18 protein-coding genes are annotated in these 12,314 nt (G+C 55.2%); 5 read left to right on the top strand and 13 right to left on the bottom strand.

Translation table 11 applies throughout. The features are described from left to right. Positions 1 to 32 precede the first annotated feature (32 nt). Complete coding sequence (locus tag M2A_RS17880) at positions 33 to 965, top strand: HNH endonuclease (RefSeq protein ID WP_081875691.1); 933 nt, start codon at positions 33 to 35, stop codon at positions 963 to 965. A 16-nt stretch (positions 966 to 981) separates the two neighbouring features. On the opposite strand, the gene M2A_RS18065 is transcribed toward M2A_RS17880, so the two are convergent. The 9 genes from M2A_RS18065 to M2A_RS17625 all read right to left on the bottom strand — a co-directional run bounded on the left by M2A_RS18065 (position 982) and on the right by M2A_RS17625 (position 6,091). Next, positions 982 to 1,182, bottom strand: coding sequence for a hypothetical protein (locus M2A_RS18065; RefSeq protein ID WP_156101791.1), 201 nt, complete (start codon positions 1,180 to 1,182; stop codon positions 982 to 984). A gap of 214 nt (positions 1,183 to 1,396) precedes the next feature. Continuing rightward, entirely contained in the window at positions 1,397 to 2,119 is a 723-nt protein-coding gene (locus M2A_RS15695; protein ID WP_081875690.1) for a Fic/DOC family protein, read from the bottom strand. Continuing rightward, positions 2,116 to 2,517 (bottom strand): hypothetical protein, encoded by a 402-nt coding sequence (locus tag M2A_RS15690; RefSeq protein WP_156101790.1) that lies wholly within the window; start codon positions 2,515 to 2,517, stop codon positions 2,116 to 2,118. Before M2A_RS15690 ends, M2A_RS15695 begins: the two co-directional genes overlap by 4 nt. A 53-nt stretch (positions 2,518 to 2,570) precedes the next feature. Then, positions 2,571 to 2,936 (bottom strand): helix-turn-helix domain-containing protein, encoded by a 366-nt coding sequence (locus tag M2A_RS15685; RefSeq protein ID WP_197052968.1) that lies wholly within the window; start codon positions 2,934 to 2,936, stop codon positions 2,571 to 2,573. After that, positions 2,902 to 3,258, bottom strand: a complete 357-nt coding sequence (locus M2A_RS15680) for a type II toxin-antitoxin system RelE/ParE family toxin (protein ID WP_045449456.1) — start codon at positions 3,256 to 3,258, stop codon at positions 2,902 to 2,904. Before M2A_RS15680 ends, M2A_RS15685 begins: the two co-directional genes overlap by 35 nt. 117 nt (positions 3,259 to 3,375) lie before the next feature. After that, positions 3,376 to 3,945, bottom strand: coding sequence for a hypothetical protein (locus M2A_RS15675; protein ID WP_045449454.1), 570 nt, complete (start codon positions 3,943 to 3,945; stop codon positions 3,376 to 3,378). Continuing rightward, a complete protein-coding gene (locus M2A_RS15670; RefSeq protein ID WP_045449452.1) occupies positions 3,942 to 4,553 on the bottom strand; it encodes a hypothetical protein in 612 nt (203 codons plus the stop codon). The genes M2A_RS15675 and M2A_RS15670 overlap by 4 nt, the downstream gene beginning before the upstream one ends. After that, entirely contained in the window at positions 4,553 to 5,056 is a 504-nt protein-coding gene (locus tag M2A_RS15665) for a DnaJ domain-containing protein (RefSeq protein ID WP_045449450.1), read from the bottom strand. The genes M2A_RS15670 and M2A_RS15665 overlap by 1 nt, the downstream gene beginning before the upstream one ends. A gap of 594 nt (positions 5,057 to 5,650) precedes the next feature. Then, on the bottom strand, positions 5,651 to 6,091 hold the full coding sequence (locus tag M2A_RS17625) for a TetR/AcrR family transcriptional regulator (RefSeq protein WP_052379556.1): 441 nt from the start codon (positions 6,089 to 6,091) through the stop codon (positions 5,651 to 5,653). 221 nt (positions 6,092 to 6,312) lie between these two features. On the opposite strand from M2A_RS17625, the gene M2A_RS15655 reads away from it, so the two are divergent. From M2A_RS15655 to M2A_RS15645, 3 genes are all read left to right on the top strand, one after another. Continuing rightward, positions 6,313 to 6,591 carry a hypothetical protein gene (locus M2A_RS15655; RefSeq protein ID WP_045449448.1) on the top strand — a complete coding sequence of 93 codons (279 nt, stop codon included), beginning with the start codon at positions 6,313 to 6,315 and terminating at the stop codon, positions 6,589 to 6,591. A 383-nt stretch (positions 6,592 to 6,974) separates the two neighbouring features. Continuing rightward, positions 6,975 to 7,856, top strand: a complete 882-nt coding sequence (locus M2A_RS15650; RefSeq protein ID WP_156101789.1) for an SOS response-associated peptidase — start codon at positions 6,975 to 6,977, stop codon at positions 7,854 to 7,856. Further along, complete coding sequence (locus M2A_RS15645; protein WP_156101788.1) at positions 7,853 to 8,446, top strand: hypothetical protein; 594 nt, start codon at positions 7,853 to 7,855, stop codon at positions 8,444 to 8,446. Before M2A_RS15650 ends, M2A_RS15645 begins: the two co-directional genes overlap by 4 nt. 49 nt (positions 8,447 to 8,495) lie before the next feature. On the opposite strand, the gene M2A_RS15640 is transcribed toward M2A_RS15645, so the two are convergent. Further along, positions 8,496 to 8,816 carry a hypothetical protein gene (locus tag M2A_RS15640; RefSeq protein WP_045449444.1) on the bottom strand — a complete coding sequence of 107 codons (321 nt, stop codon included), beginning with the start codon at positions 8,814 to 8,816 and terminating at the stop codon, positions 8,496 to 8,498. 450 nt (positions 8,817 to 9,266) lie between these two features. Here M2A_RS15640 and M2A_RS17620 point away from each other — a divergent pair, with 450 nt between their 5' ends. Beyond that, positions 9,267 to 9,593, top strand: coding sequence for a DUF736 domain-containing protein (locus M2A_RS17620; RefSeq protein ID WP_052379554.1), 327 nt, complete (start codon positions 9,267 to 9,269; stop codon positions 9,591 to 9,593). A 787-nt stretch (positions 9,594 to 10,380) separates the two neighbouring features. On the opposite strand, the gene M2A_RS15630 is transcribed toward M2A_RS17620, so the two are convergent. The 3 genes from M2A_RS15630 to M2A_RS15620 all read right to left on the bottom strand — a co-directional run bounded on the left by M2A_RS15630 (position 10,381) and on the right by M2A_RS15620 (position 11,989). Next, the gene (locus M2A_RS15630) at positions 10,381 to 10,767 is read right to left on the bottom strand and encodes a hypothetical protein (RefSeq protein WP_045449442.1); all 387 of its coding nucleotides are present in this window, start codon (positions 10,765 to 10,767) and stop codon (positions 10,381 to 10,383) included. Beyond that, on the bottom strand, positions 10,760 to 11,422 hold the full coding sequence (locus tag M2A_RS15625; RefSeq protein ID WP_045449440.1) for an AAA family ATPase: 663 nt from the start codon (positions 11,420 to 11,422) through the stop codon (positions 10,760 to 10,762). Before M2A_RS15625 ends, M2A_RS15630 begins: the two co-directional genes overlap by 8 nt. Before the next feature lie 195 nt (positions 11,423 to 11,617). Continuing rightward, complete coding sequence (locus M2A_RS15620; protein ID WP_045449438.1) at positions 11,618 to 11,989, bottom strand: hypothetical protein; 372 nt, start codon at positions 11,987 to 11,989, stop codon at positions 11,618 to 11,620. Between the last annotated feature and the right edge of the window lie 325 nt (positions 11,990 to 12,314).

Raw genomic sequence — 12,314 nt, 5'->3', positions numbered from 1 at the left:
AGATTTGTTATGCGCCAAACGGATTTGCGCTCATGGACAAAACTTCACAAAAAGAGTTTGGGTTCTGCATCTACTGCCGGAAAGCTGGAGTGTCACTTTCTGATGAGCATGTTGTTCCTCACTCGCTTGGTGGGGAACATGTGCTACTCAACGCCACTTGCAAACGGTGCGCGAAGATCACCAGTAAGTTTGAGTTAGATGTTGCCCGTGAATTGTGGGGAGATGCACGATACGCATACGGAGGAAAGTCTAGAAACAACAAGCCTTCTAGACAGAGGCAAAAGAGACTTAAAACCCGTGATTGGATTGATATTCCCCCGGTCAAACCTGGGCAAAAGAAAATAAGGGTGCGCTATGATGAATATCCCGCTGCCCTCGTTTACTATCAAATGGGAAAGGCGGGAATTCTCCAAGGTCTACCCCCCGATGTTGACCTCTCAAAACAGTGGCTTCTAAAAGCGGAGGCAGACCAACCACGCTCTGAAGCATTTTTGAAAAAGTATCCGGAGCAGCTGGTTACTAAATTTCGACATGTTCCAGAGAGTTTTGGGCGGATGATTGCAAAAATCGCTTATTGCCAGATGCTCACTACACTTGACCCCGACGATTTCACTCCACTTTGTCTCGAGTACATTTTAGGAAACAGAACAAACGTTTCCTACATCGTTGGCGGTGACAGCAGGAATGGTGTTCCCGAGAATACTGGCTATCGCCTCGAAAGTTGTGCGTGCGGGAATTTCAATGAGATATTGTTAATCGGCACAGTTCGGCTGATGGCAAATCTTCACTCTCCCTACCATTATGCCGTGGTGGGATATGTACGTGGACGTGAGAGGGTGGAGCAAGTAATGCGGAAGATGGGAAACAAATCCATCACGCCTACGATGCCTACATTCTTATCATCCGATAAAACAACTGAATGTTGGGAACCAGATGTTTGGCCACTCAATCATTTTAAGCAGTAGCTCTCACACGTCGCCGTTATAGACGAGAGCCATAGTAAGCCATGATCCCTGTTAACAAGGCGAAGATCGCACTGATAAAGGCGAGTGCGACGAAGGTTCGAAAACGCCTGGTAACGAAGAAGGGTCGCGCGATTGCTGAGGGCTGCAGAGCGGCAAGCGTAGCGAAGCCGCAGAGCAAAAGCCCGGAGAGAGTTCCATAGACCATCAGCGCATCCATCAGCGTCTTCCCTATCGTCTGCATTGTCATAGCCAGGAAAAGGTTGGGTACAACGACGATGGGAAAGAGGCTGTGTAAAAGGTCAAGCTTCCGAGAAGAATTGCGGAATACGCCCAGAAGAATCGAATTGGGCGCGACCAATTCAGAAAGTAAGCAAAGCTCCATGCGGCTGTGAATACAACGCAGGCTATGCCAAATAGATGATAGATTTCGATCACCGTTCGGGTCCTTGTTCGTTCTTCTGAGCCTGCACCCTCGCCTGCTGGGCTTTCAGAAGCTTGGCAGTGTTGGCGAGTGCCGCACTGGGCGCGGTAATTTCCTTGAGCACTTCCGCCGTCTTTTCGAGGGTAGCCGCTTTGCGTTCCACGAACGGTTTCAGGTATTCATCAAGCTTGCCCTTGCCAGGCTGTTCTAGCTCGGCAGTTAGGGCACGCAGATAATCCTGTTTGTTCGTTCTCGCCCAGTCAATACTTACGCCGGCGCGGCGGGTGATCTCGGAATGGACGGCCAAAATGGTGCGCCCATTTCCTTCAAGAAAAGGATGGGCATGCGCCAGCTGGCCAAAAATCTCGCCGGGCCGTTCCCGCACCCTCTTTGGATCGGCTGCTTGCGTTAAGGCGTATTCTACGGCGCGCTGTATATCGCGTGGGTGAGCAAAGAGGTCATCCCTACCCGCCTTGCTAATGGCAATCCCTGGGGCGTTCTCCGTACGGCTCTGACCTGCCCAGGGATAGACCGACGAGAAAAGCTTCTTATGGGTATCGAGGACATCTTGATACCCAATCTCGGATTTCGATTTCAGGTGTGCTAGCACGTCATCGATACTTGCGCGGAATGAAACCGCCTCCACGCGTTTGACCACTGCAGGGTCTTTGATCCTTTCAACGTTGCGCAGGTAGCCGCGCTCTTTGAAATCACCGAAGGGATCAAATGTCATGACACTTGTGAGGCGACATGCTGGGCATAGAGTTTGACGGCTTCGTCAGCGGTCAGAATGCCTTTGCGTTTGAGAGTAACCACAAGATCGGCCAGTTCGTCCGGCTCAACTTCGGCATCTGAAAGGCGGGCGAAATCATCGGCCATGTCATCTAATTCGGTGCGCTCAGGTGTGACGCCATGTTTTGCCGCAAGGCCGCGTATAATTTCTTCCGGCGACTGGTCACGGGTAGCCTTGCCCCTCTTGTGTTTAGCAACGAGCTCTTTGTATCCCGCCACGAAATTCCCTGGCACCGCATCGAGCGGCAACGAATAGCCGATCCGCTGCAACTTGGGTTTAATACGGCGGGAGTTCCGAGAAGTACCCTTAGAAATGAATGAGGAAGTAGGTTTAGCCATGCTTTCACCCGTTAAGTGATTGCTGCATTATACCATAGAAGATTTCGCAGTGGTTACGATGCGGACTTCAATTCGTCGTTTTCTTCGTTCTTGAGCGACCGCAGCGACACGGTGGCGCCGTTTGGCATTTTGACTACCAACTCAAGCTGACCACCAATAGCTTGCACATATTTGCTCAGGGTCGAAACGCGCGCGTCACCCTTCTTTTCGAGCTGAGAAACCGCGCTCTGCGAAAGACCGACCAGCTTCGCCAGATCAACCTGGGTCAACTCTGCAGCTTCCCGCAATTCGTGCAGAGCCAAAAGCTCTTGAGCCCCAGCTTCGATCTTCTTTCGGCGTTCTTCCGGCAAGGACTCCATAATCTGCTCTAATGTCCGGCCCATCTTAATTCCCTTTCTGTTTTTCAAGGTGATCGTCAAAACGGGCATCCGCCAAATCGATCAGCCAGCGATAAAATGCTTTCTGGTTCTCACCCGCTTTATCACCACCACAAAGAATGATGGCTTGGCGTTCAGGATCGAAGGCGAAAGCGAAACGCCAAACACCGCCGCCTTCATTAAATCGCAGTTCCTTCAAATTTGGGTGGCGGGATCGCTCTAGCGTATCCACTGTCGGGCGGCCGAGCTGAGGACCTTTTATTTTCAGCAGCGCTAGCCGCTTCAACAAAGCGTCTTTTATAGCCTCGTCCAACCCATCAAATTCGGGCTCAAAGTCGTCGTGTAATTCCACGTTCCATGTCATGAGGAAATATAGTTCCCTGGCAAATATAAGTCAAACGAATATTAGGAAAATTAATATCCTGCCTGTAAAAAAGCCGCTCCCCCCATAGGAACCTATGGGGGATAGCTCAGGCCGCGCTCAGAACAAGCTGAGCTGGTTTCTCCTGTCGAGTTCTTGCGGCGTGACCGAACCCCACACATCCGCCAAGGCTTGGCGGGCCACTTCCTCCACGCCGAGCTGCGCGGTCAGTCCGTCTATCGCATGATGGGACCTATACCCGCCCACGGCGTAGGGTGCCGGGGCCAGTTCCCCATTCTTGCCGAAATGCCGAAAGACGAAATGATCTGTCATCCCGCAAAAAAGGCGATAGGTGACATGCACTGCCCATCCCTCGATCACAAGGGGGAAGTCCCCTTTCTGACCGGGTTTCGGGACCGTGCCGGAAGGGGCGCGGGTATGCTCTGCAAAATGGTCCAGCCAGTCGGCAATACAATCCAGCTCGGCCCAGGGCCCGGCTTTATGGGCTTCTAGGTTTTGCTGGGCGAAGGCAAGCGCCAGCTCTGCCATGCCGTGGACAACCTCGGCCATTTTCTCGCTCTTGCCGTATTCCTCGATGCGCAGCCAATCGAGGCGCACGGCCTCCGCTATGAAATATTCCATGCTTGAGCGGTATTCGGCAACGGCAGGGGTTTGGGTTTGCTCGGTCATCCCTCCACCCTCCCCTGCTCGCGGTTGGCTTTCAGGAGATGCAACACCTGCAGCAATTCACCAAAGGAAAGCTCAAGCTTGATCCGGGTTCCGGCGCTGTAGTGCGACAGCTCCAGCTCGGCCATCCGCCCGATGTAAAACCTCGGATAGTCGGTCATGGGGACATGCGTTTGCTGGCGCAGCTCGGGGAATAGCTGGCGAACCATTTCGACGCGCAGCCGGAAGGCTTCGAATTCAGCTTGCCGCTCGTGCCGGTACTTCTCGGCCTGGTCCCATTCTTCCAGATAGCAGGGCAAAAAGCGGCGCTCGATCTCTCGGGCGATCTGTTCGGACGGCCTGCGCGCGCTTACCCCGATGCTGGCCCTGGATACGCGCGAAAAGGCGGCAGTCGGCCAGGCGGGCAAATAACCTGCGATGCGTAGCCGGTCGGGCTTATGCCAGTCCTTCATGAGCCAGATAAGGCGGGCAGGTTTGGCCTTATCGTGGATGTAGGCGCATTTGTGCCATGCGTCGGCGGCGTCATCGGTCTTGATGCGGTTGAGAGCCCAATTGCCCGGCAGAAGCCGGGCAACAATAGGGGCGTGATCGACGGGGCGCGGGATCGACATTATGCGGCCCCCGTGATCTGTGCGCGGCTGCCCGCGCGGAATGCCTGGGAGCCGTGACGCTCCCGGATTTCTTCCATGGAGAGGTTGCCACGCGCCCGGCTTTTCCATTCATCGGGCCGGAAATACCAACGGTGTTTTTTAGGCGCCCAACGGAAGTGAGCAGCTTTCAGCGCTTCGCGGTGCTCGCGCGTGTTGCCGCCTACCCAGGCCCAGTTACCGCAAATCTCGATTTCGAGCCCCGGCAGACCGTGAACCGCGTTCAGAGCCTCGTTCAGCGCTTCGGGATAGCCCTCCCCTGCTGTGGTCTGGTCGGCCTCGATGCTCTGGCCGATCATGCTTTTGAGCACATCGAACGCAGCATTTACGGCCTTCATCATGTTTTCACCAGCCGGATTCACGTCCGGGTGATATTTCTTCGCAGCGGCGCGGAAAGCGGCTTTTAGCTTTTCTTCCGTGATCTCACCGGAGAGGCCGAGGAAGGACATAGCGTCGGCGGGTTTCATCAAGAAAACTCCTTTTCTAATCAGGGTTGCGCACACGCAACCCTGACTAGGCCAGCGCCAATGAGCGTCGGGGGAATGGTCAAGCTCTGAAAGCCGTCCGGGTGGTGCGGGCGCAGCGAAGCGAGCCACGGCCGGGCGGCTTTCACGCGGAGCGCTTGGGGCTTGACCAGGGGGGCCCGTCAGGGGCCCCCAATCTTTCACCCCGCCAGCAATGCTGGTGGGGCTGGGTTTTCTGAAATTTGAAACTCTCCGTTCACGGAGTGAGCCCAATCTGTCCACAGGTAAAGCGGGTTCGATCCGGGCGACGCGGTTGACAGCACAGCCCTACGGGATGCTTACTCATCAAGCTATCCCGCATGGCGAATGATTCTCGTCGGCGGGATAAGCGTTTCAGGTGGCGACCGCGCCCGATGCGCTCAATCAGATCCCCCCGCAAATCACACGGAAAAGACCCGAGGGGGCCACGTCTCTTTACCTGGGCGGGCATGATTGCCCTTGCCGGATCGGTTTTGAGATTTGCGAGGGAAGTCTGGGCATTCCTATTGGATGTCAGCGCCCCGTGAGCGGAGGCGCTGGGCACAGGGACACGCTCCTCTATTTCCGAGCGCCTGGCGCATCGAGGGCGCGGCGTGAATGCCCAAGCCAGTCTTTGAACACGTCCATGGCCTGCCCCTCAATGTCTTGATCGGCCAGCTCGCCCATCAGATTTCTGGCATCGGCCAAAATCATGGCATTCAGGAAGGCGTAGGCTTGCTCTTTCGGATCACATTTTGGGTTGTGTGGAACGCTGGGTTTGGCCGAGAAGAAATCTTCGATGACTGCCGCAACCAGGGCTTCTTTGCTCGGAAAATGTTTGTAGATCGTGGCGGTCGAAACAGGCGCCTTTTTGGCAATATCGATTACCGAGGCGGCTTGGAATCCTTGGGAAGTGAATTGGTCATGGGTCGCGGCGAGAATAGCCTTGTGACTTCTTTCTTGACGCGCTGCGCGCCAAGCATGAAGCCCCCGGCTCTCCCCCCTTCCTGTTTTCGGCATTGAAATGCCCCTGCTTTTTGTTGTGTGACGCCACCCCAATCCCGGCAGAACCATATATTCATTGCGATTCGCTCGCAACGGCGCACGCCGTGCGCGAGCACTGCTCGATGGGCACTCGGGCCGAACCCTCCAAATTCAACCCGCAGTTGGTCTACAAGGAAAACGAATCATTTCAGTATTAAAGCTACACCCATGTATGGGCGGGGTGGTCAGGAGGGGACATGCCAAGGACCGTGGAGGAAACCGCCAATGGCGGTGAAGACAGTGTCGAGTTTTCCCTGAAATTCAAAGACGACCGGCTCGAATTGAAAATGAAAGAGCCTGGCCCGTCACAACGGCACCGGCTGGTGGTCTACGACAGCGGGCGCGGCAAGGATCAGGTTATTAGAACGGCGCTCCTGCGATTTGTCGCTGAAATGGTGTTCGTCGAGCGAGCTATTTACCCACGCTCCGATCTTCAAACGAATCACCACAAAGAAAGCGCGAAAATGGAGCGCTAATGCATAAGGGAAGGTGGCTGCTGAATGCAGTCACCTTTCTGTTCCCTTGCTCACAAGAGGAGATATTCCTAAATCATCTTTGTAGGGATGGTCTTAGGCACAATTTTCCCCGTTACTCACAGGCTTCGGCGAGACGAGTTCTCCATTCTAAGTAAAACGCTTGCCAGCCATTCCCGAAGGGTATCTCATTGGCAACATCTCCCGCATGGCGAAGTTCCCTCGTCGGCGGGATAAGCGTTTCAGGTGGCGTCCGCGCCCGATACGCACAACTCAATCCCCCCGAAAATCGAATAATCGGAAGCCCTCAGCGCTTCTATCAAGCATTCCGTGGGCATTGGCCGGACTGGTCCGACTTGCCCGTGAATGCTGGGATTGGGCACGCGATGCTAATTTCTTTTAGGCCGCCAAGTATCCGCATAGCGGATCCTGGCGGCTGGCGCTTCCTGCCGTCCTGCCGGCAGGACAATCGGCGATGGAGTGCCCTTCCCTTCCCGATCGTTCGGGTTAGGCTGGGCGGCCGGGATCGATCGGAGGATGAGATGTGCGGACGATTTGCCCTTTACGAACCGACCTGGGCAGATGCCTGGGAACGGCTGAACGGCGGCGCGAGAGCGCCCGTGAAGCCGACGAAACCCGATGAAGGTGAGTTTCGGCCGAGTTACAACATCGCGCCCATGCAGATGACGGCAGCCGTGCTTTGCAAGGATGACGAAATCAAAGGCGCGATGTGCCTTTGGTCCCTGGTGCCGCCATGGCTTAAAGACCCGCTTGAGAAAAAGCGCAGCTCGACGCTCAACGCGCGCGTTGAAGGCGTCTTGAGCTCGAAGCTTTGGGGGCCGGCCATGAAGCGCCATCGATGCCTGGTCCCGGCCAATCATTTCTATGAGTGGCGGAAAGATGGTCCGAAGGACAAAACGGCTTTCGCCATCGGTATGCGCGATGAAAGTCTGATGACTTTCGCCGGCATATGGACTTATTGGCGCGGGACTTGGAAGGATGAACCCTGGGAGGGGTACACGTTTGCGATCCTCACTACGGGGCCGAATGCGCTCATGGAGCGGATTCATGACCGGATGCCGGTCATTGTGGCCCCGGAGGATCGGGAAACGTGGCTGAAAGCTCCGGCTGAGGACGCGGTGAAACTCGCGTCCGAACCCCTGCCCTCCCAACTTATGCGCGCCTGGCCGATAGGCAGGGAAATTGGAAATGTTCGCAACCAGGGCGCAAAATTGGCGGAGCCCATTGACGAGGATTTGCAGCTTTGACGATATCTAAGAAATTAGTGGGCTGGGCTGTAGGGCTCGTTGGGCTCGCCGGAAGTGCGGTCTTCGTTGCGATTGTGACAAATACTGTGGAAGGGATCACTCTCTGGTCTGTTTTTTCACTCCTTCAGGAGATGGTTATCCAAGCGGTTAGCGCAATCTGGTCCGTGCTTTGGTCGTGGTGGTTCGGACTCGTCGTCGCTTTTGCAGTCGGGTTTTGCGCTGGGAAATATGCACGAAATTTATCCAAACCTAGCGGAACGCAGCGAGACGAACCTTCGTATGACAGAATGAACGATCTTGCGTTTTCTGCATCTCATATCCGTCAATCGCTTGAGAGAATGCGAAGTAGATCGTTGAGTACACCGCCTGGCGACTGGATTGCCTTCGAAGCGGACGAGAAGAACTTTCAAGATGCGATGAAACGTTTTGGAATAGAGATTCCTTCTTGGAGTGGCAGCATCAACACCTATGATGAATGGAAGGACTTCGACAATTTTTATCAAAAGTTAGAAGTCTATCTTGGCAGGGGGAGATGGAAAGACATTGAGGAAATTGTTGAAGAGTATGCTGCCAATGTGACGCGTGAATAGACAATGACAGGGGAATAAAAGTACAGAGTGTGACGTTCACCGTTTGCTCCTACCCCAATTTCCAATAAGGGGGCGGTTCATGTACGGAGATGGATTGCGTTGGCAGATTGGAAATCTTGACCATGACATTGCAGCGGAAGCGGCAGCCGCGAACCGGGCAGCGGATGTGCTTTCCGATCAGGGTATAGCGCTTCGGCGGGACGGCGGCGGAAAGCAGCTTCAACGGCACATCGAAGATGAGATTGCGCGGGCACTGCCCATCGCAGAGGGCGTGCACGTCCAGTTCGCCGCGCTCGATGGCGCGGGTCATGTTGTGCAGGGTCAGCACGGATTTTGGCCAAATGCGGTGATGGTATGGGCTGCGTTTCATCGGGCTTATGAACAAAACAGGAACGCTTGACGGTAGAGCCCTCCCCTGCCCGGCTGCAAGCGAATTTCCTATCCCAGAATCCCCATATTTCGCCCAGGAGCGCCGAAACGGCTGAAAGCCGGGAAAGGGCGCTCATGCGGCATTACGCCTCTGTGGGGCTTATTCTGGGCCGTTTGGGCGGCAAACATCCGCAAGCACCTGTCTTGAGCCCGGATCGCCACGGGTGAGCCGTCTAAGCGGGCGGTCCTGACCGTCTCGCTTCTGGCGCAAACAGGCCGGCTTTGCCTTTTTCCCCTGCCCTGCGGGCATTCCTCGCGCAGCAAAAACGCAGCTGGCCAGCTCGTCCGCTGCGCTTCCGCCCTGCCGGGTGCTGCCAGGCGCTAGAGCCGGTCTTTCGGACGCCAAGACGGCACGCCGTGGTGGCGGCCGGAAGTAGCAGGAGTTTTGAAAATGATCATCGCCAAGCTCAAAGCGGACCAGAACGGCATCCTTCGCGGCCAGCTGAAAAGCCTTATCGGCAGCGCGGACCTGGTTTTCAAGCCGATGGATGCCGGCGCTGACTACTCGATCCGGCACGAGGGGATTGAAAGCGAAATTGGCGCTGCCTGGGCCAAGGACAAGGACGGCAAGCCGTTCTGGTCGGTTCGCTTAAATGACCCGTTCCTCGCCCGTCCCGTCAACTGCGCGCTTTTCCAGTCCGACAAGGAGGATGGCGTTTTCAATCTCGTCTGGAACCGGCGCGAAGGGAAACAGGACAAAGCCCGATCCGGCGCATAAGCGCCGGACGGAGGGCATCCGAAAGGGTGCCCTCCAAATCGCAATAGGTTGACGCGGCTCAAACCTGTTTTACGCTTTTGCCGGTTCGGAACCGCGCAAGGGATCGTGACCCGTATGGGCGGAGACGGCGAAGGCGGCTCCGTGGCGTAGCCATAGAGCCCGGTCGCCAGAGGCGATGTGCCCTACCCTCAAAGGACCATCGGAAGCAGTACTAGCAGTGTTTTGGGCGAATATCGGGCTGACATGCTGGTTTCTTGCAACAAACGCCCCTACCTTGGTGCAGGAAAAACGAACACTAGGGGTAAATACTTGTGGAAACCATGGGAAACCATGGGAAACCATGAGAAGACCATGGAATACTTGGGAATATCCGTGAAAAAGCGGGTAAAAGCCAAGAAAAAACCGCCCAGCGGCTTTAAACCATTGGACGGTTGTGGTATTCTATTAACGTTTGTTGCTTGATCTCTGCCGGGCAACTGCCTCGCATGGCCGTGCGAGGTATCCAATCCGCAGGGGGAAAGGAGGTGTATAGCCGGTGAATTCGAAACTTATACAAGCTACCGTAAGACAACCTAACCATTTGGTCAAGGTTGAGCGCAGCAACACTGAGCAGCGAGTGCTTAAGACTATCCAAATGGTCTTGGTATTGGTGCCAACGCTGCGCGATCTGGTGGAATGGCTTTGGCCTTTAATCGTGTAAAAATCGGCTGAAACCAGCCGATTTCAACGAGAACGAAACCCGCAGGGGGCTCCGGCCCCCTGCCCTTTTGCATGTCCGAAGCCCAGCCTAGAGCGTGCGCCGGTCCATCTGCTCGTATGGCGGAATATCCACCCCGTCTTTGCGCAGCAAATGGTAGAAATACTCGATTTTCGACATGCCGAGCGCTTCCGCCCGCTCATTGAACGCATCGCGGACGAAGACCGGGACGCGGTTAAAATTGAGCTGGGTACGGTGACGCAGCTTGTCACGCAGGCTTTCGCGGCTTGGGCTGGGCAAGCCGCGCGCAAGCTCACCTGCGAGCATCTGGCGCTCTTCCTCGCTCTTGGACCCCCTGCCCGCTTTGACAGAACCGGCCTCTGCCTTTTTGGCCGGTTTCTGCGGCTTTTCGGCGGGCTTCTCGGCCTTCGGAAGATCTTCTTCGGTGTCCGTCAAATCGATATGGAGCTTACCCATTGACGGCCTCCTTCTTAGGCTCGCGGTAGAATTCGAGGGCGCCGGCAAGCTGCAGCTCGGCCACAAATTCATTGATGGCGGCCGTGGCGGAACCAGGCGGCAGGGTGCCGTGGGTGTGCATTTCCTTGAACCCGGTCCGGTGCCAAAGCGGCGTTTTCAGGGTAATCAGACCCTGCGTAGCCAGGGCATCGCGGATGCCCTCGGAAATCGACGTGCCTTTGTCGAAATCGGACAGAACGACATAGGTTTGTGGGTAGATATCCGCGGACTCGGAAATGGCCTGAACGTGTTGCCAGGTGCGCAAAGCGCCCTTGGCATCGGGTTCGGCGGCTTTGCAGGGGATGAAGATGATATCGCTGCGCATGACCGTATATACGGCCATGGCACTCTTGTACCCGGCCGTGTCGATCATCACCACGTCATAGGAGCCTTTGAGATGCTTGACCGTCTTGGTCAGCAGCTCGTCGTTCAGCTGTTCGACGGCATCAACGCCGCATTTGTCTTTTTCCGCCCATTTCAGGCAGGTTTTCTGCGGATCGGTGTCCACAATGACGACTTTTGCGCCGTCTTTGGCCAGCCGAGCGGCCAGGGCGCAAAGGAGGGTGGACTTACCGACGCCGCCCTTTTCTTGAATGGCGGAAATGACCTGAGCCATGGGAGCCTCTTGAATAACCGATAATGGATATTTGTTATACGCTAACAAATATCCGGTAGTCAATAACCGATATTGCATATGGGTTATTCGTTATCGGCTATTCGTTATCGGCTATTCGTTATCGAATAATCGATGATGGCTAACCCCCTATGACTAACCATTCATGGCTAGCTGCATTTGAATAGCCACCGATGGTTATTCATCCTTTGAGGACCGATCCGCAGAGCGTTCCGAAGATACGTAAGAGGCCAGCATCGCAAGAATCATCACGTAACCCATCCACCCCATAAAAATGAACAACGCGACCAGCGTCGGGAGCGGCATAAGACTATCAAGGCGATCATAAAACTCACCGCGCCTATCATCAGCGATAAGGTCACGCATGGCACGAGCGCCATAGCTGCTCGAAACATCAACAGCCATATAAAGCGTGTAAAGTCCGAGCGAGATACCGTTGATTTTCCCGATAAGATCAATGAAATGAGACGTATATCGGAACGCGAAAACCGCGACACCTCCAACGAACGAAGCGATGAGCATAACGGCCAACGTTTCTACAACACCCATTCTTTCCCCTCCCAAAACCGGCCTTTTACAAGAGTAGGTCAAAAGCCTCCATTGAGAAAGAAAACGGCAGATGGGCCGCTATCGCGGCGCATGTTGCCCTATGACCCGAGAGGGGACGCACCACGTCGGCACAACTTGGGAGAAGAGTGGTGGATTAATCCGCCGCCCGGCTGGGGAATGCAACCAGGCTCGTCAAATCCAGAGTTTCCATGACGAGACGACCGAAAGGGGAGGGGGCCTCGGCGGTCGTTAGCTGCGTGATCGATGAAAAAACATAGGTAGAAGCCCGGTCTTCATCATCGATGACGGGAAGATGTAAAATCTC

Origin of the sequence: Tepidicaulis marinus (assembly GCF_000739695.1) — a bacterium.
In the GTDB taxonomy this organism is placed as follows: domain Bacteria; phylum Pseudomonadota; class Alphaproteobacteria; order Parvibaculales; family Parvibaculaceae; genus Tepidicaulis; species Tepidicaulis marinus.
The sequence above is the reverse complement of the archived record's forward strand: the minus strand, read 5'-3'. Positions and strand labels throughout refer to the sequence as shown.

What these genes read in the sequence shown, in the direction of transcription:
- M2A_RS17880 (WP_081875691.1), top strand. Translation starts at nt 33, where the DNA reads ATGGACAAAACTTCACAAAAAGAGTTTGGGTTCTGCATCTACTGCCGG.
- M2A_RS18065 (WP_156101791.1), bottom strand. Translation starts at nt 1,182, where the DNA reads ATGGATGCGCTGATGGTCTATGGAACTCTCTCCGGGCTTTTGCTCTGC.
- M2A_RS15695 (WP_081875690.1), bottom strand. Translation starts at nt 2,119, where the DNA reads ATGACATTTGATCCCTTCGGTGATTTCAAAGAGCGCGGCTACCTGCGC.
- M2A_RS15690 (WP_156101790.1), bottom strand. Translation starts at nt 2,517, where the DNA reads ATGGCTAAACCTACTTCCTCATTCATTTCTAAGGGTACTTCTCGGAAC.
- M2A_RS15680 (WP_045449456.1), bottom strand. Translation starts at nt 3,258, where the DNA reads ATGACATGGAACGTGGAATTACACGACGACTTTGAGCCCGAATTTGAT.
- M2A_RS15675 (WP_045449454.1), bottom strand. Translation starts at nt 3,945, where the DNA reads ATGACCGAGCAAACCCAAACCCCTGCCGTTGCCGAATACCGCTCAAGC.
- M2A_RS15670 (WP_045449452.1), bottom strand. Translation starts at nt 4,553, where the DNA reads ATGTCGATCCCGCGCCCCGTCGATCACGCCCCTATTGTTGCCCGGCTT.
- M2A_RS15665 (WP_045449450.1), bottom strand. Translation starts at nt 5,056, where the DNA reads ATGAAACCCGCCGACGCTATGTCCTTCCTCGGCCTCTCCGGTGAGATC.
- M2A_RS17625 (WP_052379556.1), bottom strand. Translation starts at nt 6,091, where the DNA reads ATGCCGAAAACAGGAAGGGGGGAGAGCCGGGGGCTTCATGCTTGGCGC.
- M2A_RS15655 (WP_045449448.1), top strand. Translation starts at nt 6,313, where the DNA reads ATGCCAAGGACCGTGGAGGAAACCGCCAATGGCGGTGAAGACAGTGTC.
- M2A_RS15650 (WP_156101789.1), top strand. Translation starts at nt 6,975, where the DNA reads ATGCTAATTTCTTTTAGGCCGCCAAGTATCCGCATAGCGGATCCTGGC.
- M2A_RS15640 (WP_045449444.1), bottom strand. Translation starts at nt 8,816, where the DNA reads ATGAAACGCAGCCCATACCATCACCGCATTTGGCCAAAATCCGTGCTG.
- M2A_RS17620 (WP_052379554.1), top strand. Translation starts at nt 9,267, where the DNA reads ATGATCATCGCCAAGCTCAAAGCGGACCAGAACGGCATCCTTCGCGGC.
- M2A_RS15630 (WP_045449442.1), bottom strand. Translation starts at nt 10,767, where the DNA reads ATGGGTAAGCTCCATATCGATTTGACGGACACCGAAGAAGATCTTCCG.
- M2A_RS15625 (WP_045449440.1), bottom strand. Translation starts at nt 11,422, where the DNA reads ATGGCTCAGGTCATTTCCGCCATTCAAGAAAAGGGCGGCGTCGGTAAG.
- M2A_RS15620 (WP_045449438.1), bottom strand. Translation starts at nt 11,989, where the DNA reads ATGGGTGTTGTAGAAACGTTGGCCGTTATGCTCATCGCTTCGTTCGTT.